Consider the following 20,386-nt stretch of genomic DNA (forward strand, 5'->3'; position numbering starts at 1 on the left):
CACCATGTATTGCTCAATTAGGCGAAAATTTCACCAAAGCTCTTGCGTCCGGCTGCGGTGTGGAATAGACCACACGTCGTGAGGGTGATCGGACTGATTTCCGGCACGTCGATGGACGGCATCGACGTCGCCGTCGCCGACCTGTCGATCCACGGCGACGTCGTCGAGCTCGTGCCGGTGCAGTGCGCCGAGCACCCGTTTCCGAAGGACCTGCTGGAGAAACCGCGGGACCTCGCTGAAGTGTGCGCCTTCGACACGTCGCTCGGACAGGCTTTCGGCGAAGTCGCCGCCGGGTACCTGCCGGCGGACCTGATCTCCTCGCTCGGGCAGACCGTGCACCACGAGGTGCAGGACGGCGACTGCCTCGGCACCCTGCAACTCGGCCAGCCCGCCTGGATCGCCGAACGCACCGGCGTCCCGGTGATCGCCGACCTCCGGGTGCGGGACGTGGCCGCCGGTGGTCACGGAGCACCCCTGGCCAGCACGCTCGACGCGTTGTGGCTCGCCGGCATGGAGGAGAACGCGGTCGCCCTCAACATCGGCGGCATCGCGAACATCACCGTGGTCCGGCCCGGCACACAGCCCGTCGCGTACGACACGGGCCCGGGCAACGCGCTGATGGACGCCGTGATGGAGGTTCTGAGCAACGGCGAACGCCGCCAGGACACCAACGGCGAGTTCGCGAGCAGGGGCACCGTGAGAGAGGACGTCCTCAAGAAGCTCCTCGCCGACCCGTACTACGCCAAGCCGTGGCCGAAGTCGACGGGCAAGGAGCACTTCAACGCCGAGTACCTCCAGGGCTTCCCCACGGTCCAGGCCGAGGACATGCTCCGCACCCTCGCCGAGCTCACCGCCCGCACCATCGCGGACGCCTGCCGCGCGCACGACGCGAGCACCGTCGTCGCGTCCGGCGGCGGCATGCGCAACCCCGTGCTGGTCGAGGCACTCCAAAGGGCCCTCGACCCCATCCCGTTGAAGATCAGCGACTCGCTGGGCCTGCCGCGCGACGGCAAGGAGGCCTACCTGGCCGCGCTGCTCGGATTCCTGACGTGGCACGGGATCGCGGGCAACACGCCGTCGGCCACCGGCGCGTCCGGGCCGCGGCTGCTCGGCAGCATCACGCCCGGCAGCGGACCGCTCAGAATGCCCGAGCCCGTCACCACCGCAGTGACCAAGCTGAATGTGGGGGAACCGCAGTGCGCGGACTAGATCTCGCGATCATCGTCCTGTTCCTCGTCGGAATGCCGTTGCTCGGCATGTGGATCGGCGGCAGGCAGAAGTCGGCCACCGACTACTTCGTCAGCGAGAAGCGCATCTCGTGGTGGGTCGTCTGCCTTTCGGTGGTCTCGGCGGAGACGTCGACGCTGACGGTGCTGAGCGTGCCGGTGATCGCGTACATGGCGACACCCGCGCAGGGCGGCATGACGTACCTGACGCTCGCTCTCGGCTACATCGTCGGCCGCATCATCGTGAGCTTCGTGCTGCTGCCGCGCTACATCGCCGGTGACCTCGTGACGGCGTACGCGTTCCTGGGCAAGCGGTACGGCAACGGCATGCGCGCCACGGCATCCGTGACGTTCCTCTTCACGCGCCTGCTCGCGGACGGCATCCGGCTCTTCGCCACGGCGATCCCGATCAAGCTCGTGCTCGCCCAGTACGGCATCATCGCCGGCTACTGGACGATCATCCTGGCACTCGGCGTCGCGATGGTGTTCTACAGCTTCTTCGGCGGCGTGCGCGCGGTCGTGTGGGTCGACGCCATCCAGATGCTCTGGTACGTGCTGGGCGGCGTGGTCGTGATCTGGTGGCTGTCGGGACAGCTGCCGGACGGCTGGTTCTCCAAGGCCGTCGACGTCAACAAGTTCCAGGTGTTCGACTTCGCCTCGTCACCGCTGACGGGCGCGTACCCGTTCATCGCGGCGTTCTTCGGCGGTGCGTTGCTGTCGATGGCCTCGCACGGCGCGGACCAGCTGATCGTGCAGCGGCTCATGTCGACGAAGGACGTGAAGTCCGCGCAGAAGGCGTTGATCGCCTCCGGTTTCGTGGTGTTCCTGCAGTTCGCGTTCTTCTTGTTCATCGGCGTGATGATGTGGGCGTTCTACAACGGCGTCGACCCGGTGAAGGACCTGAAGCTCGGCAACAAGGACGAGCTGTTCGGCCACTTCATCGTCAACTCGCTGCCGTCGGGCCTGTCCGGCTTCGTGATCGCCGGCATCCTCGCCGCCGCGCTGTCGTCGTCGTTGGGCGCCTTGGCCTCCAGCACCGTCACGGACGTCTACGAACGCATCCGCAGGACCCCGATGACCGATCAGGAACGTCTGCGCCACGGCCGGATCTGGACCCTGGTGTGGGCGGGTCTGCTGATCGTCTGCGCGGGTCTGTTCGCATCTTCGAACAAGACCACGGCGGATCCGATCGTGGTGCAGGCGCTCGGCATCGCCGGCTACACCTACGGCGCGCTGCTCGGGGCCTTCCTCCTCGGCCTCATCTTCAAGCGCGCCACGCAGGTGGACGCGATCATCGCGTTCGTGTCGACGGTTCTGGTCGTCGGTTTCGTGATCCTCGGTGTCAAGTTCGCCGGCAGCACGCCGACGATCTACTTCGGGAAGGCCACGGCCGACCTGAAGTCCCTGACCGGCTGGTGGAACACGCCCCTGGGGGTGGCGGTCACCTTGCTCGTGGGTGGGGTGCTGTCACTGCGGCACTCACGCGGTGTGGCGGTACGAGACGAGCTCGATGTGAAGGCGGAATCCTAGGCGGGCGAACATGTTCTGCGAGCTCTCGTTGCCCGCGTAGATCGACGCGGCGGCCTGCGGTCGTGCACCGTGGTCCGCCGCGAGCTTCCACAGCAGTTCGGTGACGAGGGCGGCGCCCACGCCCTGACCTCGGACGTCGGGTTCGACGGCCACGAAGTCGACGTAGTACTCCTCCGGCTGGGCTTTGCCGGCGGCGTAGCCGAGCACGCGCTGGCCGTCCATGGCGACGACGACCGTGCGTTTGGCCGGATCGGAGTCGACGAGTTGTTTCCCGGACAGGTACGTGTGCGGGAAACATCGCTCGTGCAGGACCGCGACGGCCTCGTGCACGAACTCGTCGGTCGGGAGGACGCGCATCTCGCGGTCGCTGGGGCACTTGGCGTCCCGCAGCAGCAACGTGCGCAGGTCCCCGTTGTCGAGTATGTGGATGGCACTGGCCTTGCCGGCGCTGAAGGCGTGCCTCTCGGCGAACGCCGCCAACCGCCGGTGGGCCGTGTGCCCGTAGAGCTCGAGGTCGGTGATGCCGTTGAGGAGCTCGGCGGCCCGGCGGAACATCGCGTCGGCGGTCTGGTCCCAGATGCGGCTGCCCGCGGGGTGGTTGACCGGTACGTCGACGAACGGTCCGTGCAGCCACGCACGGCCGAGCTCGGCATCGACCTCCACGCTGAGCATGCCGGTGATGTTGTCGTCGGCGTCGACGGCCACCACCGTGCAGTCCGCCCAGGTGGGCTCGAACTCGCCGAGCTCCGCGCGGAGCTCTTCGACTGTCTCACCGAGGTACCCGATGTGGTGCGCGTTGTCGGCCTGGAGCCGGACCAGCAGCGCCATCGTGGCGCCGAGGTCGCCAGGTTCGGCGAAACGGATGTCGTACATAGGAGGAATGGTCACTCGCACGGCCGTTCGAAGCGAGGGAGTTTTCAGCGGTCCCAGGTCACGGACGCGCGGCCCGGTAAAATGACGTGGATGTCGTCCGAAGAACTGGCCGTCCGGACCGCTCGGGCCGAGGCCAAGGCCCACGCCGGAGACTTCAGGTCGGCCGCCTCCGAGCTCAGCGCGCTCGTGAAGGAACACGTGGCGGTGGCCGGCGCGGACGATCCACGGACCCTCAACGCCCGGCTGAGCCTGGCGCGCGTGCTCGGCACCGCGAAGCAGTTCAGCAAGGCCGTCGGCGTCTGCGAACCGCTGCTGCGCGACCAGGTCCGGGTCCTCGGCCCCGAGCACCCGGACGTCCTGGAGACCCGGCAGCTGCTCGCCAACCTGCGATACCGGACGGGTGACTCCGAGGGTGCCGCGCAGGAGTTGGAGCGGCTCCAAGCGGCGCTGTCGCGGATGTTCCTGCCCACCCACGACCGGATCACGAAGGTCAAGCGCGACATCGCGTTCCTCAAGCGTTCGCCCTGACGTGGGAGACATCACTCACACCGGCGCACCACATGGCGCTGGTATGCCGCGTCACGAACACGGACGTCGCAGGCGCGACACCCAGATTCGGGCTTGCAGGGCAGGTGAGGGTGGGGGACTCTTCTACGGTGAGTGAGGAAACGATCCAACTCGATCTCAACGAATCCGGGGTGGCCGTCGACCTGCCCTTGCCGCCGAACATCCGGGACGGTGTCCAGGGAGTTCCGTATCGGCCGGTCGAATTCCGAGACGATGATCTTCCGTCAGCTCTGGAACGCGCTGCCGCCTGGTTGCGGCAGACCCAGGACTGGCTGGGCGAACCCGTGGACGTGATCGCAGTGCATCTCGATTACGACGACACCCACGGCAACCCGTACTACGACCTCAAGTTGCTCTGCAACGACGAGGACCTGGCGGGAGTGCCGAAGGTCATGCGAGAACACGAAGGGTCCGCTACCGGCCAGTAGCTCCCCTAGGCTACCGTTCGCAAGCATGTCGGATCGCGTATATCCCCCGGTGATCGCCGCAGCGAAGCTCATGTTCAAGGTGCTCGATCTGCAGATCACCGTCGAGGGTGCGCACCACGTCCCGCGTACGGGTGGAGCGGTCCTGGCGTCGAACCACGTCAGCTACCTCGACTTCATCTTCGCGGGCTACGGCGCGCATCCCTCGGGGCGCCTCACGCGGTTCATGGCGAAGCACGAGATCTTCGCCAACAAGATCGCAGGCCCGCTCATGCGCGGCATGCACCACATCCCCGTCGACCGGAGCGCGGGCCAGGCCTCCTACCAGCAGGCCCTGTCCGCGCTCCGCACCGGCGAGGTCGTCGGGATCTTCCCCGAGGCCACGATCAGCCGATCGTTCACGGTCAAGGACATCAAGTCCGGCGCGAACCGCCTGGCGCACGAGGCCGGCGTTCCGCTCGTCCCCGTCGCGTTGTGGGGCACCCAGCGCCTGTGGACCAAGGGCAAGCCCAAGGACCTGACCCAGCGGCACGTCCCGATCACCATTCTCATCGGCGAACCGTTCGAGCCCTCCCCCGGTGACTCCGGCGACGAGGTGCTGCGCAAGCGGATGCAGGACCTGCTGGACACCGCGCAGGCCTCCTACCCGAACGAGCCCGGTGCCTGGTGGGTGCCGGTGCACCTCGGCGGCACCGCCCCGACGCCCGAGCAGGCGGCCAGGCTGGACTCCCGCGGCGCCTGACCTGGCGATACAAGGTTTTCACAAGCCTCGTCGGGCACAGTGGACCGTGCGCGCCCGAAGTGGTGAGGTGGAACTGGGGGATCTCACCCGTTCGGGGCGCCGAGCCGCGTCCGCACGGTGAAATTGGGGGTCTCTCCTGCTGTCCAGGAGGAGAGTCACCGCGCTGACGTGGTTCGCAGCAGAGGCTGCGGCCGGGGTTGGTTGAAGCCCCCCAGGCACCGCCCCGTCCGCCCTCTCAGGCTTCCGCGTCCGCCGGTTCCGGCGAAGCGTCCGCCGGTTCCGGCGAAGGGTCCTCAGCCGGTACGGGCGCCGGTACGGCCGCACGAGCCGGTTCGTCGGCGGACGTGCGCAGTCGCTGCGAGATCACCTGCGAGATGCCGTCACCGCGCATCGAGACGCCGTACAGCGCGTCCGCGATCTCCATGGTCGGCTTCTGGTGCGTGATGATCAGCAGCTGCGATCGGTCGCGGAGCTGCTGGAACAGGCCGATCAGCCGGTGCAGGTTCGTGTCGTCCAGCGCCGCCTCGACCTCGTCCATCACGTAGAACGGTGAGGGGCGGGCGCGGAAGATCGCGACCAGCATCGCGACGGCGGCCAGCGACTTCTCGCCACCGGACAGCAGCGACAGGCGCTTGACCTTCTTGCCGGGCGGCCGGGCCTCCAGCTCGATGCCGGTGGTCAGCATGTCGCCGGGCTCGGTCAGCACGAGGCGGCCGTCGCCACCGGGGAACAGGACCTTGAAGACGATCTCGAACTCGCGCGCCACGTCCTCGTAGGCCAGCGTGAAGACCTCGAGGATCTTGTCGTCGACCTCCTTCACGACGGTGAGCAGGTCGCGGCGGGTGTCCTTGATGTCCTCGAGCTGCGTGGAGAGGAACTTGTAGCGCTCCTCCAGCGCCGCGAACTCCTCCAGCGCGAGCGGGTTCACCTTGCCCAGCAACGACATGTCGCGCTCGGCACGCTTGGCGCGGCGGACCTGGGTGTCGCGGTCGTACGGCATCGGCTGCGGCTCGGAGACCTGCTCGCCGCGGTCCTTGGCGGCCTGGTACTCGGCCAACTCGGCGGCGGAGGCGGGCACCATGACGTCGGGACCGTACTCGTTGACCAAGTCTTCGAGGCCGATGCCGAAGTCCTCGGCGATCTTGGTCTCCAGCTGCTCGATGCGCATGCGCTGCTCGGCGCGCAGGACCTCGTCGCGGTGCACGGCGTCGACGAGCTTCTCCAGCTCACCGGACATCTCGCGCACCAGGTTGCGCACCTGGGTCAGCAGGAGTTCGTGCTGCGAACGGCGTTCCTGGGCCTGGTCGCGCTCACGGGCCGCGCGGGACAGCGAGATCTCGATGCGTTCCAGCGCCTGCTCGCCGCCCTTGGCGACGGCCTTCGCGACCACGGCACCGCGCGCACGGTGAGCCGTCGCGCGGGCGTGGCGTTCGCGAGCCTCACGCTCAGCGCGGGCGGCACGCCGCAAGCCCTCTGCCTTGCCCTGTACGGCCCGTGCGCGCTCTTCCGCGGTGCGTTGCACCAGACGCGCGTCCATCTCGCCCTGACGCGCCTGAGCCAGTTCCGCGGACAACGCGTCGCGCTGCTCGGTGTCCGGCTCGTCGTCGAGGGTCTGCTCCTCCTCGGCCATCAGCAGCCGCTCTTCGAGCTCGGCCAGCTTCATGAGGGCTTCCTCGCGCGACCGCTCGACCTTGGCGCGCTGCTCGGTGATGCGGCTGACCTCGGCCTCCGCCGACCGCACCGCCGCGACCATCCGGTTCAGCCGCTCGCCGGAGCGGGCCTGGCGGACCTTGGCCTCCTGCATCGCCTCCTTGACCGCGTCGAGCACCTTGCGGCGGGCCTGCTGCTCGGCACGGGCGCCTTCCAGCGCGGCCGAAGCGTGCTCCAGCGCCCGTTCCGCGGTCGCGAGCTGCTCCTGCGCCTCGTCGACGGCGGCCTGCACCTCGATCACGCTCTGGCCCTGGGCACCCGAGCCGCCGATGGCCCAGTCCGTGCCGAAGAGGTCGCCCTCACGGGTCACCGCGCGGCCGTTGAGACGGGCAGCGGAGTCCAGGTCTTCCACGACCGCAAGGCGATCGAGCGCGCGGGCCAGCGCCGGGCGCAACGCCTCGGGGGCGTGCACGACGTCGATCGCCCACCGCGCGCCGTGCGGCAGGGGACCCCACCGCGACGTGTCCACAGTGGACCCGTGCGAGCCGATCAGGACACCCGCGCGGCCGGCGTCCTTCTCCTTCAACAGTTTCAGGGCGGCGAGCGCGCCGTCACCGGACGACACCGCGACGGCGTCGGCGATCGGGCCGAGCGCGGCGGCGAGCGCGACCTCGTAGCCGGGTTCGACGGTCAGCAGGGCGGCGACGGAACCGAGCAGGCCCGGCACGTCCGACGCGAGCAGCGCGCCCGCACCGTCCTTGCGCGTGAGGCCCAGCGAGAGAGCGTCGACGCGAGCGCGCCACGACGCGATGTCGCGTTCCGCGGTGCGTTCGGCCTTCACCAGTTCCTCGACGCGCTGCCGTGCCGCGTCGTTGGACTGCACTGCGTGCCGATGGCGTTCGTCGAGGTCGTTGTCGCCCTCGTCCTCGTAGCCGGTGACCGCCTGCGCCTCCGCCAGTTCGATCGACGCGAACTCGACGCGTTCGGAGGCCTCGGTCACCGTGACGGAGAGGCGTTCGATCTCCTCGGCGGTGGCGTTCGTCTTGCTGCGCAACGCTTCCACCTGACCGGAGAGGCGCGCGAGGCCCTCCCGGCGGTCGGCGATCGCGCGGACGGCGGCGATGTGCGCCTTCTCCGCCTGCGAGACCATGCGCTCCAGTTCGGCCCGCGTCTCGACGGCTTCGGCCAAAGCGATCCTGGCCTCGGTCACGCCTTCCTGGAGCTCCAGCTCCATCTCGGCGGTCTCCTCGGCCTCGCGGTCGAGGTCGTCGGGGTCACGGCCGCGGCTCGGCGCGTCCACGACGTCGGACAGGTGCCGCGCTCGTTCGGCGGCGAGGCGGACCGTGCCGCGGAGGCGTTCCTCCAAAGCGGACAGCCGGTACCAGGTGTCCTGCGCGGCCTGCAGCTTCGGCGAGTCGGCCGCGACCCGCTCCTCCAGCTCGTTCTGCTGGTACTGGGCCGCCTGCAACGACTTCTCGACCTCGGCGCGGCGCACGCGGGCCTTCGCCTCGTCGTGCTCCTCCTGCTGGATGGCCTCGCGCTGCGTCACCAGGTCGTCGGCGAGCAGGCGGAGCTTGCTGTCCCGCAGCTCGGACTGGACGACCTGCGCGCGGCGGGCGATCTCGGCCTGCTTGCCCAGGGGCTTGAGCTGGCGGCGCAGCTCGGCGGTGAGGTCGGTGAGACGCGTCAGGTTCGCCTGCATCGCCTCGAGCTTGCGCAGCGCTTTTTCCTTGCGCTTGCGGTGCTTCAGGACGCCGGCGGCCTCCTCGATGAACGCGCGCCGTTCCTCCGGTTTGGACTCGAGGATCGCGGCGAGCTGGCCCTGACCGACGATCACGTGCATCTCGCGGCCGATGCCGGAGTCCGACAGCAGCTCCTGGATGTCCATCAGGCGGCACGAGTTGCCGTTGATCTCGTACTCGGTGGCGCCCTCGCGGAACATGCGGCGGGTGATCGACACCTCGGTGTACTCGATCGGCAGCATGCCGTCGGCGTTGTCGATCGTCAGCGTCACCTCCGCGCGGCCGAGCGGCGCGCGGCCGGACGTGCCGGCGAAGATGACGTCCTCCATCTTGCCGCCGCGCAGGTCCTTGGCGCCCTGCGTGCCCATGACCCAGCGCAGCGCGTCGAGCACGTTGGACTTGCCGGACCCGTTGGGGCCGACCACACAGGTGATGCCGGGCTCGAAGCGCAGCGTGGTAGCCGAGGCGAAGGACTTGAAGCCCTTCAGCGTCAGGCTCTTGAGATGCACGCCGGGCAGAGTACCCAAGCGCTTGCGGGTGGTGCGGGACCCCGCTCTTGACCTGCGTTTCTAGGGACGGAGAGTGACCAGCAGCCCGCTCTCGTCGGAGACCTCCAACCGGTCGATCTGGTCCACGCGGAACGACGTGGAGCCGGGAATCCGCTCGTCAGCGGCATGATCGGAGCCCCACCAGCCGCCGACCTCGCGCTGCCCCCGCCGGTCGAACACGATGACCTTGCAGCGCGCACCGGGCTTGACCTCGCCGAGCTTGAACCACATCTCGGTGCCCCACGACTTCGACACCATCTCGGCCTGGCCGTTCACGCCGGTGGCCGCGTCCTTCGAGGTCCAGGTGGGCGGGAGCGACGGCGTCACCGGTGCCGCGACGGGCGGCGCGGGCGCCGGCCGCAGGAGGAAGAGCCCTCCGGCCAGGGCGAGCAGCACGAGGACCGCCGCACAGGCGATCAGTACGCGGCGCTGGTCACGCCCCGGTCTCGGGGGGTCGGCGGGGATCTCGTCGAGGTTCTCGACGTCCTCCAGGGTCAGGCCGCCGAGCAGCCCCGGCAGCGGGGCCAGCCGCAACATCTCGGCCTGGCAGTGGCCGCAGTCGCCGAGATGACGTTCGAACACGGCCCGTTCCTTGAGGTCGAGCGAGCCGAAGAGGTAGGCACCGACGTCGACGGTGTGCTGGCAGCTCACGCCTCGGTCACCCCTCTTTCCTCCAGTGCGTCGCGCAGTGCCCGCAGTGCGTAGAAGCAGCGCGACTTGACCGTGCCCGGCGGGATGCCGAGCGTCCTGGCGGCCTCCGCGACGGTGCGGCGGCGGTAGTACAGCTCGATGACGACCGTCCGGTGCTCGGGCGTGAGCGCCCGCAGCGCCGACGCGATCTGCCACTTCTGCAGCACGTGGTCGACCTGGTCGCTGACCGGCGGGAGGTTCACCGGTTCGAGCGGCACCTCGGTCGCGCGTGCGTTGCGGCGGCGGTAGCCGGAGATCACCAGGTTCTTCGCGACCGTGTAGAGCCACGGTGCCGCGTCGTCCGGTTTCAGACCTTCGTGGTTCCGCCACGCGCGGAGCAGCGTCTCCTGCACGACGTCCTCCGCCTGCTGGTAGTCGCCGTCGACCAGCCGCAGCACGTAGTGCAGCAGCGGGCCCCTCCAGCGCTCGTACAACTGGATGAGGACGTCTTCCGAAGAGTCCACGATCCCCTACTACGCCATCTCCCTGAAAACGGTTCAGCGCTCGATGAACCCACTCAGGTCGCCCCTGGCGTCCGACCACTGCTCACCGACAGAGTCGACGTGTCCGGGGGTTTCACCCGAACGGAGAGCATTCAGCAGTTGTTCACAGTTCTCCCGCGAACCCTCGGCAACCACCTCGACCCGTCCGTCCGGCCTGTTCGAAGCACTGCCCACCAGGCCCAGTTCTAGTGCGCGGGCTCGCGTCCACCAGCGAAAACCAACGCCCTGAACCCGGCCCCGCACCCACGCGTTTAGTCGCACGTCCACCTCCGAATGGTTGCGTAGTGACGCCAGGTGATCGAAGACGCACGCTGGGGTTGTCACCCATTAGTGGTACGGTCCCGACCCGTGAGTGCCCGCAGCCTCTTACTCGGCCTGCTGATCGGTGCAACCGGTATCGGCGGTCTCGCCGTCACCGGCAACTCCCCTCTCGGCATCAACTTCACCAATGCCGCGCAGCAGGAGACCACCGAAGCAGCGAACCAGTTCGGAACGGGAAACGCCGCCGCACCCAACAGCAACAGACAGCCCTCCGACGGCGGCAACGCCGACACCGGCGCCCCCGCGCCCCAGACGTCCTCCTCGGTGCCCGCCACCTCGACGACGTCCGAGACGCCCTCCTCCACGCCTTCGACGCCCGCGGCCCCGTCCACCACGACGCCGCCCCCCGAGGCGCCGAAGCCGCCCGCGCAGACGCAACCGCCGACCGGCCAGACCCCTGAGCAGGCCGTGCTCGCGCTCGTCAACGACGCCCGCGCCGCCGCCGGGTGCAAGGCCCTCGTGATCGACGACCGCGTCACGACCGCCGCGCAGGCCCACAGCACGGACATGGCGAACAAGAAGTACTTCTCGCACACCTCGCAGGACGGCAGGACGTTCGACGTCCGCATGCGCGAGGCCGGCTACCCGAAGCCGGGCGGCGAGAACATCGCGATGGGCTACCCCACCGCCGCCGCCGTCGTGGACGGCTGGATGAAGTCGACCGGCCACCGCGAGAACATCGAGAACTGCAGCTTCACCACGATGGGCGTGGGGCTCGACACCCGCGGCAACTACTGGACCCAGAACTTCGGCCGCTGACCGTTCTAACAGGGGAAACTTCGTGTACGAGAGCCCGGAACCGGACTCGCGCCCGCGCATCTTCCGAGGTGCGCCGCAGGTCGTCCTCGCCGCCTCCGGCGTCGTGCTGGCGACCGTCTTCGCCGCCGTCGCCTCCTTCGCGGCGGGCTCGGACACCGCGTCCGAATCCCCGGCGACGCAACCGCCGCGCAAGGAGGCCGTGCGCGACGCCCTGAGCATCGTGCCGACGTCCACGCCGACGACGACCGCCGAGCAGACGTCGACGACCACCGAGACGACGACGCCCTCGACGACCACGACGACGAAGAAGCAGACGCGCGTCACGACCATCACGCGTCCGGACGGCACGACGACCACGGTCACGACCGAGGAACCGCCGCCGGTGGTCACGACGACGACCACGTCGTCGAACAACACGACGACCACGACGACCACGGTGGTCACCACGACGACGGACCCGACGACAACGACGACGACCTCGTAGGGTTACGCCAGTCACCGCCTTGTGACGCAGAGCCACACGAAGGTGTGGCGCTGCTGAGGCTTTGGTGCGTTTCCGCCGATAACTCGAACACCAGCCCATCCGACCGGGTTTCCCCCGAGGAGCGATCGGTGTTCGAGAAAGATCTTCCGCAGTCACCGGCCGAGGCGCCGAAGAAGCGCAAGGGCACGGCGGTGATGCTGGCCGCGGGCGGCGTGGTCGTGGCGACCCTGTTCGCCACCGTGGCGTCCATGCTGGCCGCCTCCGGCCGCGAGGCCGCCCCGGAACGCACGGCGGCCGACGTCGTGCAGACCGTCACGAGCGTCGCACCGGACGGCAGCACCAGCACGGTCGTCGTCACGGTGTCCTCCGGCGCGTCCCAGAAGGCGTCCGCACCGGAGCGCAAGCAGGCCGCGAAGCCGCAGGACCAGCCGAAACAGGGCGCGCCGGACCAGCCTCAGCTGACCACCGCCCAGCCCCAGCCGACGCAGACCGAGACGCAGAGCACGCCGCCCCCGCACACGGAGCCGCCGTCGTCGACGCCTCAGTCCTCGGAGCCGTCGGTCACGCCGCCGTCGTCCTCGTCGTCGGCCACGCCCCCGCCGGACCCGCAGCCCTAGCCCGGCACCACCCGCAGCGCGGCGGTTGCCAGCCGGCGAATGCGCTTGGTCCGGCCCTCAGCCGCCAACGCACGCAACACCGTCGGTGCCGGCATCTCGGCCAGGCGCAGCTGCAACCAGTCCGACCACCCCGGGAGGTCGATCTCTTCCGGGGCCAGGTCCGCCGCCCTCCGCAGGACACCGACCTCCCGGCTCCGGCGCTGCGCGTAGGTGTCGTCAGGGACGAGCTCCAACCACGGTTCGTGGTCATCGACCAGATCGAGCACCCTCAACAGAACGGAAGTCCGCAGCGCGGTGTCCGGCTCGTGTGCCAACGCCGCGCGCAAGAGGGGCAAGGCGCCGAACGCGGCCTGGTACAGCTCCCACCGGCCGTGTTCGGACGCGAGGTCTGCGGTGCATCCAGTCTCGCGGGCGAGGGCGGCAAGCGGTTGTTCGGTGGTCACAGCTCGAACCGGTAGCCCATGCCGGGCTCCGTCAGCAGGTGCCGAGGCCGCGTGGGCTCCGGTTCGAGCTTCCGCCGCAGCTGGGCCAGGTACACCCGCAGGTAGTGCGTCTCCTTCTCATAAGCGGGCCCCCACACGTCGCGCAGCAGTTGCTTCTGGGCGACGAGCTTCCCCGCGTTGCGCGCCAGCACCTCCAGCAGGCCCCACTCGGTGGGCGTGAGGTGCACCTCGGCGCCGTCCCTGAGCACGCGCTTCGCCGCCAGGTCGACGGTGAACGAGCCGGTCTTCACGATCGGCTCGTCCTCGGGGCCCGCCACGGCCGAGCGGCGGACGGCGGCGCGCAGGCGGGCCAGGAGTTCATCCATGCCGAATGGTTTCGTCACGTAGTCGTCGGCGCCCGCGTCGAGGGCGTCGACCTTGTCGGACGAGTCGGTGCGGGCGGACAGGACGATGATCGGCAGGGTGGTCCAGCCGCGCAGGCCCGCGATGACGTCGGTGCCGTCCATGTCGGGCAAACCCAAGTCCAGGACCACGACGTCCGGTTTGCCGTCGGCGGCGAGCTTCAGGGCCGTGGCGCCGTCGAAAGCCGTGAGGACCTCGTAGCCGCGGGCCGAGAGGTTGATCCGCAGGGCGCGCACGATCTGCGGCTCGTCGTCGACCACCAGTACTTTTGTCACGCGACCCTCTCCTCGGCGGGGAGTGAGATCACCACGGTGAGGCCGCCACCGGGTGTGTCCTCCATGGTGATCGTGCCTCCCATGGCCTCGGTGAACCCCTTCGCCACGCTCAGACCGAGACCAACGCCACCCGGCGTGCGGTCGCCCAGGCGCTGGAACGGGGCGAAGACCTCCCCTGCGGTGCCGCTGGGCAGGCCGCGGCCGTGGTCCACGACGCGCAGTTCCACCTCGGCGCCGTGGGCGGAGGCGCGCACCGCCACCGCGCCGGCGTAGCGCACGGCGTTGCCGACGACGTTCGCGATCACGCGTTCGAGCAGGCCCACGTCGGCGCGCACGGGCGGCAGCGACTCCGGCACGTCGACCTCGACGTCCCCCGCCTGGCCGACCAGCGCCCGCGCGACGGCCTCGTAGTAGCCGACCGCCCGGAACTGCGGCGACACGGCACCGGTCGCGAGGCGGGACGAGTCGAGCAGGTTGTCGACGAGGCCGGTGAGCCGGTCCGCCGACTCCTCGACCGCCTCCAGCAATTCGGCGGTGTCCTCGTCGGACAGCGTGAGCTCCGGGTCGCGCAACGAGCCGACGGACGCCTTGATCGAGGTCAGCGGCGTGCGCAGGTCGTGGCCGACAGCGCTGAGCAGTGCGGTGCGCAGTTCGGTGCGGGACGCCTGGCGCTGGGCTTCGAGGGTCTGCTCGGCCATGCGTTGCTGCCGCAGGGCGAGCAACGCCTGACCGGCGGCGGCCTCCAGGACGCTGCGGTCGGACGCGGGCAGCGAACGACCGCGCAGCGCGAGGTGCACCTCCGGAGTCACGGCGATGTCGACGTCCGCGTCGTCGGGCTCGTCGCACGGACCGATGCCGACGCACGCGACGCGCTCCCACGAACCATCGACGCGTTCAAGCAAAGCGACGGACGTGAGGCCGAAGTTCTCCTTCACCTTCTCCAACAGCCGTGCGAGCGGCTGCGGGTTCGTCAGCACGGTGCGTGCGTACGACGCGAGGAGCGTGGCCTCGGTGCGAGCGCGCGCTGCCTGGGACGCACGGCGAGCGGCGTAGTCCACCACCAACGCCGTGGACACGCCCACGATGATCATCGCGAAGAAGGTCAGGACGTTCTGCTGCGCGTCGATGGTGAACGTGTAGAAGGGCTCGGTGAAGAAGAAGTTCAGCAGCAACGCGCTGACGAGCGCGGTGGCGATCGCGGGACCGAGCCCGCCGACGATCGCCACGACCAGCGTCACCAGCAGGTAGCCGATGACGTTCGTGGAGAAGTTCAGGCCGCCGCGCAACGACGCCCCCGCCGCCGTGACCAGCGCGGGCCCGGCCACCGCGAGGAACCAGCCCCACGCGAGCCGGCTCGGCTTCAACGGACTGCCGGCGAACCGGGCGCGCCAGCCGCTGGTCGTCGCCGGATGCGTGACCATATGGACGTCGATCGCGCCGGACTCCTGCACGACCGTGGAGCCGATGCCCGCCGAGAACACGCGCGCGAACCGCGAACGGCGCGAGGTGCCGACCACGAGCTGTGTGGCGTTGACGCCTCGTGAGAACTCCAGCAACGCCGTTGGTACGTCATCGCCGACAACGGTGTGGAACGTGGCGCCGACGTCCTCGGCGAGCTTGCGGTACTTCTGCAGTGAGTGCGGATCGGCGCCCGCGAGGCCATCACCGCGCAGCACGTGCACGGCGAGAAGGTCGCCACCCGCGCGCGTGGCGATGCGACGCGCGCGACGGATGAGCGTCTCGCTTTCCGCGCCACCGGTGATGGCGACGACGACTCGTTCGCGCGTCTCCCACGTGTCGGTGATCTGCTGTTCCGTGCGGTAGCGCAGCAACGCGACATCGACCTGGTCGGCGACCCACAGCAGTGCGAGCTCCCGCAGCGCCGTCAGGTTTCCGACGCGGAAGTAGTTGCCGAGCGCGGCGTCGATCTTGTTCGCCGCGTAGACGTCGCCGTGGGCGAGCCTGCGGCGCAGCGCTTCCGGCGTGAGGTCGACGAGCTGCGTCTGGTCGGCTTTGCGCACGACCTCGTCCGGCACCGTTTCCTGCTGCGGTACACCCGTTATGCGGTGGACGACGTCGTTGAGGGATTCCAGGTGCTGAATGTTGACTGTCGACAGCACATCAATCCCGGCTTCGAGGAGTTCCTCGACGTCTTGCCACCGCTTTGCATTACGGGATCCAGGGGCGTTCGTGTGCGCCAGTTCGTCGACGACGGCGACCTGCGGCGCGCGGGCGAGCACGGCGTCCACGTCCATCTCGGTCAGTTCGACGCCACGGTGCGTGAAGGGCCGGCGCGTGACGATTTCCAGGCCTTCGGCCAGTTCAGCGGTCTTCGCACGGCCGTGGGTCTCGACAAATCCGATGACCACGTCCGTGCCGCGTTCCCGCCGGCGGTGCGCCTCGCCGAGCATGGCGAACGTCTTGCCGACACCAGGAGCGGCGCCGAGGTGGATGCGGAGCTCGCCACGTCTGGGTTTCGGACTCACTAGACCAGTCTGCCCCTGGCCGGACGTGGACCGTTCGGGGGTACGCGCTGGGCCACCCGGTGAAACGAGTGCGCCTTCCCACAGTTCTGACAGGAGATCTGTCTTGTTGAATCATGCTTCAGCCCGGCGCCCGTTCGAGTGAGCTTCGCTGCGCTTTTTACGCCGTTTACCAGCACATTTAAGTGTGTCGGACGCACGCCGTGACACCCCGTGTCACCACAACGGCCGAATGGGTTATCGGCAGTTGGCGGATAGCGCGCGGAGCGTGAATGAGGGAAAGTGCCAGGGTTCGTGTCCGAATTCGGACAATCACATGCGCGCGGAGAAACGATGCCCACCACCGTCACCAACCACGAGGCACTTCAACTCGTGGTGGCCGTGCACCGGCTGGTGCGAAGTCTTCGACAGGCCGCTCCGGCCCGTCGTTTGCAACCCACCCAGTTATTGGTGCTGTCAGAACTGAGCGCCCACGGCCCGATGCGGATCGGCGAGATCGCGGTGCGCGCGCTGTGTTCACAGCCGACCGCCACAACCGTCGTGACCAGCTTGGAGTCCACCGGCCTCGTCCGTCGCGAGCCTGATGCCGCCGACGGCAGGGCCACGATAGTCGTGCTCACCGAAGTCGGCCGCGAGACGATCCTGTCGCTCGCTCACGGCGAAGCCGAACTATTGAGTGAAAGAATGTCCGAACTTTCGTCGGAAGACAGAGAACACCTGCGCTCGGCCATGCCGATTTTGCGGCACCTGGCCGACCCGCAGGAGAACAAGTAGGAGCGGGACCCCCCGACGGGTCCCGCTCCAGGATTACTTGCTTGGTGACACAGAAGTAGGTGGCACCGAGCTCGGAGTTGCGCTTCCAGAACTCGACGGCGGCGTGCCCGTCGTTGATGGCGATGATGAAGATGCCGATGACGGAGCGGTCACGGTCGGTGCCACTGTGTAACAAGTACCGTTTTGGTAGTCGATGACCGGCCGCGGATAGCGGTTGGCCGGAATCACCGGATCCGGATCGGTGCCGTCGCCACGCCCGCAGCTGCTGTACGACCGCGGCGCGTTGATCGGCTGACCGTCCTGGTCGTACAGCGTCACGTTCGTGAGCAGCTTGTTGTTCTCGTCGTAGACGTAGATGTTCTCGTACGTCTGCATGACGGGACCAGAGTACGAAGACCGCGACGCGTTGTAGCCGAGCTGCCCCGCCGTCACGTCGATCACCTGGAACAGCAGCCCCACCGCCAGCGCCGAGGCCGGCAGGCTGAACCACAGCCAGCGCCGGTCGACCTTGGCACGCGGCCCGGCGAACACCGACACCACGGCGACGGCCGCGATCGCGAGGAACCCGAGGAGGTCGCGACCGGCCAGCAGCACGGCACCGAGGCCGAGCAGACCGGCCCGCACCAGCCACCAGGCCGGCTGCAACGACTTGAGGTAGGTGATCGCCCGCTCGGCGGGAGTGCCCGCCTCGGGCGTGAGCCACTGCTTGAGCCTGATCGTCTCCGGCAGGTTCATGATCTCCTGCTGCACGGGTCCCCGGTCGTTCACGAGCGCCAGGCTCAGCACGAGGATCACCGCGGGCAGGAGCAGCACCGCCGGCTCCCGCAACGCCGCCGCTCCCGCGAGCACCGTGATGCCCGTGGCCGCCACCAGTCCCCAGGCCGCGGCACGGGGCCTGGTCAGCATCTGCTTCTTCGTCGTGACCGGCAACCGCTCGGTCCGCGACGGGTAGCCGGCGGCCTGACGAAGCTCCTGCGCGTACTGCTCCGGAGTTCCGAGCCGCTGCTCGAGCGTCTCGTCCTCACCGAGTTCGGTGGACAGCTCGGCGACGTGCGCCTCGGTGTCCTCCATGATCTCGGCGACCTCGTTGGGCGGCAGGTCGTCGAGGGCGGCGCGCATCCCAGCCAGGTAGTGCTCGACACCGAGCGCTTGCGTGTTCATGCTGCGACCTCCTCGAGCAGGCCGTCCAGCGTGCTGGCGAACGACCTCCACGTCTCCCTCGACTCAGCCAGGCGCGCCCGCCCGGTCTCGTTGATGCTGTAGTACTTGCGGTGCGGGCCCTCTTCGCTGGGCACGACGTACGAGGTCAGCATCCCCGCGTTGTAGAGCCGGCGCAGCGTCCCGTACACCGACGCGTCGCCCACGCCGTTCAATCCCCCGGCACGCAGCCTGCGCACCACGTCGTACCCGTACCCGTCGTCCTTGCGCAGAACCGCAAGCACGGCCAGGTCCAGCACCCCTTTGAGCAGTTGACTGGTGTCCATGACCTCTCCCCCGCGGTTTGGTGGCCGAAATCGGCGAAGCCCATTTCGGCCACCGAACCGCGCTCCCTCTCGCAGGAGTTGAGCACTGTTGCGCCGTGGACAGTACTACGCAGTGCGCAGTACTGTCCATTCCGCAGGTACAACGGGAACGGCCTCCCAGGTCAGCAACCCGGGAGGCCGTCTCGACAGGCGCGCGTCAGCTCTTGCAGCCGGACGCACCGGTCGGTTCGCCGAACTTCACCGCCCCGAGCGTGATCTTGGTCTTGGGGTCGGGGGTGCTGCCCGCCGCCTCCGACTGGCTCACCACGAACTTCGGCATCTTCGCCCCGCTCTGAGTGGAGGACGCGGCAGCGGTGGTCGTCGTTGCCCGGGGAGCGGGAGCCCCGGTGCCGGAGCACCCGGCGAGGACGAGCACGAGCAGGGCGATGACGATCTTCATCCGGTGGTCTCCTCGGGCGCGGCGGGCGGAATGCTGATCTCGGCGAGCACCTTGCGCAGGCGGTCCACCTCGGCGGGCGCGGCGTCGGCGACGACCTTCCGGCGCCAGCGCTGCAGCCGGTAGGCGAGGTCGACGGTGAAGAAGTGGCAGAGCAGCGCGGCGACGACCGCGCCGGCCAGCAGACCGGTGTAGCCCCAGGCGCCCTCGACGAGCGCGCCTGCCGCACTGCCGATCACGGCGGCGACGAACAGCACGTGCACCGCGGGCAGCCAGACGGCGGACCTGCGCAACCAGGCCCACCTCGACAACGCGGCGAGTTCGCGGAGCCGGTCCACGGCCCATTCGACCTGGCCGAACACGAACTCGACCTGCTCGCGCTGCTTCTTCGTCAGCAGCGGCTGGTGTTCCTTCATGAACCGCTCGGCGTGCGCGAGGGCACCACGCACGGACGCGGGGTTCGGCGCGAGGCTCTCGTAAGGCCAGAAGTCGCCCTTACGTCGATCCCGCAGCCACCGGTCTCCCGAGGTGATGGCGAACCCGACGATCACCGCCATCGCGAGGAGCTGCCAGTGCCACGACACCAGGTTGCTGATGAAGAGAACGATGACGCCCATCGCGGCCACGAACAGACCGACCGTGGCGTTGGTCTTCTTGTCGTGCGACAACTCGGCCAGGTGCTTGTCGCTCTCGTCGAGCCGCTTCCTGCCCGCGTGCACGACCGCGACCGTCGCAAGTGGGATCAACAGTGGGAAGACCAGCGCGAGGGCGAGCGCGATCAGCCACACCTGCCTCGGTTCCACGCCCTGCACCAGCGCCAGTGGCGCGGCGAGGCCGAGAAGAGCCGCGACGATCACCGGCCACGGGCTGCGCGGACGTGCGGGATCGGGGCGTTGCGGCGCAGGGGGCGGCTCCGTCGCGACGCGCCCTTCGAGCAACCGGATCAGCTCGGCGCCGGCGACCTGCCATTCCCCGAAGGGGATGCGCCGGAACTGCTGGTTGCCGAGCTCGGCGACGTCCAGGAACCCCTTCTCCTCCAGCATCCGCTCGGTGGGCAGCGTGGCCTTGTCCAGCAGCACCGGAATGACGTGCAGCCCCAGCTCCAGCGCCGTCCTGACCTCCAGACGGACCCAGTCGCCCTCGTCGTCCCTGCGCTCGACGAGGTCGTCGAGCCACTCCTGGTGGACGAACACGAGGACGACCTCACTGCCGCGCAACCACTCCTCGAGCACCGTCGGGAAGTGGTCGCCCCCGGTCATCTCCGTGTCCGCGCGGATCTTCTCGGAACCGAAGTGGGTGCGCAGCCGTTCGATGAACGCCTCGACCGCCAGGGCCGTGCCGCGCCTCCCGCTGAGGTGGTTCTTGCGGTAACAGATGAAGATGCCGCCGCTCATCGGTTCTCCACCACCGTG

Annotated in this window: 21 protein-coding genes; 9 read left to right on the top strand and 12 right to left on the bottom strand. The window is 69.0% G+C overall.

The annotated features are described in order from the left end of the window. Positions 1–84: 84 nt before the first annotated feature. Positions 85–1,209: an anhydro-N-acetylmuramic acid kinase gene (locus IEY88_RS07075; protein ID WP_189154500.1), complete on the top strand. Its 1,125-nt coding sequence runs from the start codon at positions 85–87 to the stop codon at positions 1,207–1,209. After that, positions 1,197–2,756 (top strand): sodium:solute symporter, encoded by a 1,560-nt coding sequence (locus IEY88_RS07080; protein ID WP_189153815.1) that lies wholly within the window; start codon positions 1,197–1,199, stop codon positions 2,754–2,756. Before IEY88_RS07075 ends, IEY88_RS07080 begins: the two co-directional genes overlap by 13 nt. On the opposite strand, the gene IEY88_RS07085 is transcribed toward IEY88_RS07080, so the two are convergent. Then, positions 2,706–3,629 carry a GNAT family N-acetyltransferase gene (locus tag IEY88_RS07085; RefSeq protein WP_189153816.1) on the bottom strand — a complete coding sequence of 308 codons (924 nt, stop codon included), beginning with the start codon at positions 3,627–3,629 and terminating at the stop codon, positions 2,706–2,708. The genes IEY88_RS07080 and IEY88_RS07085 overlap by 51 nt on opposite strands. 90 nt (positions 3,630–3,719) lie before the next feature. On the opposite strand from IEY88_RS07085, the gene IEY88_RS07090 reads away from it, so the two are divergent. The 3 genes from IEY88_RS07090 (at position 3,720) to IEY88_RS07100 (ending at position 5,363) form a co-directional block, all read left to right on the top strand. Next, on the top strand, positions 3,720–4,157 hold the full coding sequence (locus tag IEY88_RS07090; RefSeq protein ID WP_189153817.1) for a tetratricopeptide repeat protein: 438 nt from the start codon (positions 3,720–3,722) through the stop codon (positions 4,155–4,157). Positions 4,158–4,285: 128 nt separating this feature from the next. Then, a complete protein-coding gene (locus IEY88_RS07095) occupies positions 4,286–4,624 on the top strand; it encodes a hypothetical protein (protein WP_189153818.1) in 339 nt (112 codons plus the stop codon). 25 nt (positions 4,625–4,649) lie between these two features. Next, complete coding sequence (locus IEY88_RS07100; RefSeq protein WP_189153819.1) at positions 4,650–5,363, top strand: lysophospholipid acyltransferase family protein; 714 nt, start codon at positions 4,650–4,652, stop codon at positions 5,361–5,363. A 235-nt stretch (positions 5,364–5,598) separates the two neighbouring features. Here the strand turns inward: IEY88_RS07100 and smc are convergent, their stop codons facing one another. The 4 genes from smc to IEY88_RS07120 are packed head-to-tail and all read right to left on the bottom strand — an operon-like array spanning position 5,599 to position 10,763. Next, a complete protein-coding gene (gene smc, locus IEY88_RS07105) occupies positions 5,599–9,264 on the bottom strand; it encodes a chromosome segregation protein SMC (RefSeq protein ID WP_189153820.1) in 3,666 nt (1,221 codons plus the stop codon). A 60-nt stretch (positions 9,265–9,324) separates the two neighbouring features. Continuing rightward, the gene (locus IEY88_RS07110; protein WP_189153821.1) at positions 9,325–9,954 is read right to left on the bottom strand and encodes an anti-sigma factor family protein; all 630 of its coding nucleotides are present in this window, start codon (positions 9,952–9,954) and stop codon (positions 9,325–9,327) included. Next, positions 9,951–10,457, bottom strand: coding sequence for a sigma-70 family RNA polymerase sigma factor (locus IEY88_RS07115; protein ID WP_189153822.1), 507 nt, complete (start codon positions 10,455–10,457; stop codon positions 9,951–9,953). Before IEY88_RS07115 ends, IEY88_RS07110 begins: the two co-directional genes overlap by 4 nt. Before the next feature lie 33 nt (positions 10,458–10,490). Then, positions 10,491–10,763, bottom strand: coding sequence for an acylphosphatase (locus IEY88_RS07120; protein WP_229693264.1), 273 nt, complete (start codon positions 10,761–10,763; stop codon positions 10,491–10,493). A gap of 81 nt (positions 10,764–10,844) precedes the next feature. Here IEY88_RS07120 and IEY88_RS44065 point away from each other — a divergent pair, with 81 nt between their 5' ends. The 3 genes from IEY88_RS44065 (at position 10,845) to IEY88_RS07135 (ending at position 12,677) form a co-directional block, all read left to right on the top strand. Further along, the gene (locus IEY88_RS44065) at positions 10,845–11,576 is read left to right on the top strand and encodes a CAP domain-containing protein (protein ID WP_229693159.1); all 732 of its coding nucleotides are present in this window, start codon (positions 10,845–10,847) and stop codon (positions 11,574–11,576) included. Between the two features lie 22 nt (positions 11,577–11,598). Continuing rightward, a complete protein-coding gene (locus tag IEY88_RS07130) occupies positions 11,599–12,060 on the top strand; it encodes a hypothetical protein (protein WP_189153823.1) in 462 nt (153 codons plus the stop codon). A 128-nt stretch (positions 12,061–12,188) separates the two neighbouring features. Then, positions 12,189–12,677 (top strand): hypothetical protein, encoded by a 489-nt coding sequence (locus tag IEY88_RS07135; protein WP_189153824.1) that lies wholly within the window; start codon positions 12,189–12,191, stop codon positions 12,675–12,677. On the opposite strand, the gene IEY88_RS07140 is transcribed toward IEY88_RS07135, so the two are convergent. From IEY88_RS07140 to IEY88_RS07150, 3 genes are read right to left on the bottom strand one after another with little or no spacing between them, the layout of a single operon-like run. Next, positions 12,674–13,120 carry a hypothetical protein gene (locus tag IEY88_RS07140; protein ID WP_189153825.1) on the bottom strand — a complete coding sequence of 149 codons (447 nt, stop codon included), beginning with the start codon at positions 13,118–13,120 and terminating at the stop codon, positions 12,674–12,676. The genes IEY88_RS07135 and IEY88_RS07140 overlap by 4 nt on opposite strands. After that, positions 13,117–13,797, bottom strand: a complete 681-nt coding sequence (locus IEY88_RS07145; protein ID WP_189153826.1) for a response regulator — start codon at positions 13,795–13,797, stop codon at positions 13,117–13,119. The genes IEY88_RS07140 and IEY88_RS07145 overlap by 4 nt, the downstream gene beginning before the upstream one ends. Beyond that, entirely contained in the window at positions 13,794–16,283 is a 2,490-nt protein-coding gene (locus IEY88_RS07150) for a DUF4118 domain-containing protein (protein WP_229693160.1), read from the bottom strand. Before IEY88_RS07150 ends, IEY88_RS07145 begins: the two co-directional genes overlap by 4 nt. A gap of 330 nt (positions 16,284–16,613) precedes the next feature. On the opposite strand from IEY88_RS07150, the gene IEY88_RS07155 reads away from it, so the two are divergent. Continuing rightward, the gene (locus tag IEY88_RS07155; RefSeq protein ID WP_189153827.1) at positions 16,614–17,054 is read left to right on the top strand and encodes a MarR family winged helix-turn-helix transcriptional regulator; all 441 of its coding nucleotides are present in this window, start codon (positions 16,614–16,616) and stop codon (positions 17,052–17,054) included. Positions 17,055–17,087: 33 nt separating this feature from the next. Here IEY88_RS07155 and IEY88_RS07160 read toward each other — a convergent pair whose 3' ends face one another. The 4 genes from IEY88_RS07160 to IEY88_RS07175 all read right to left on the bottom strand — a co-directional run bounded on the left by IEY88_RS07160 (position 17,088) and on the right by IEY88_RS07175 (position 20,368). After that, positions 17,088–18,215, bottom strand: coding sequence for a DUF1700 domain-containing protein (locus tag IEY88_RS07160; protein WP_189153828.1), 1,128 nt, complete (start codon positions 18,213–18,215; stop codon positions 17,088–17,090). Next, positions 18,212–18,538 (bottom strand): PadR family transcriptional regulator, encoded by a 327-nt coding sequence (locus tag IEY88_RS07165; protein WP_189153829.1) that lies wholly within the window; start codon positions 18,536–18,538, stop codon positions 18,212–18,214. The genes IEY88_RS07160 and IEY88_RS07165 overlap by 4 nt, the downstream gene beginning before the upstream one ends. A 196-nt stretch (positions 18,539–18,734) precedes the next feature. Continuing rightward, on the bottom strand, positions 18,735–18,977 hold the full coding sequence (locus IEY88_RS07170; protein WP_189153830.1) for a hypothetical protein: 243 nt from the start codon (positions 18,975–18,977) through the stop codon (positions 18,735–18,737). Further along, positions 18,974–20,368 carry a TIR domain-containing protein gene (locus IEY88_RS07175; protein WP_189153831.1) on the bottom strand — a complete coding sequence of 465 codons (1,395 nt, stop codon included), beginning with the start codon at positions 20,366–20,368 and terminating at the stop codon, positions 18,974–18,976. Before IEY88_RS07175 ends, IEY88_RS07170 begins: the two co-directional genes overlap by 4 nt. Between the last annotated feature and the right edge of the window lie 18 nt (positions 20,369–20,386).

Origin of the sequence: Lentzea pudingi, from assembly GCF_014646255.1 — a bacterium.
Taxonomy (GTDB): Bacteria; Actinomycetota; Actinomycetes; order Mycobacteriales; family Pseudonocardiaceae; genus Lentzea; species Lentzea pudingi.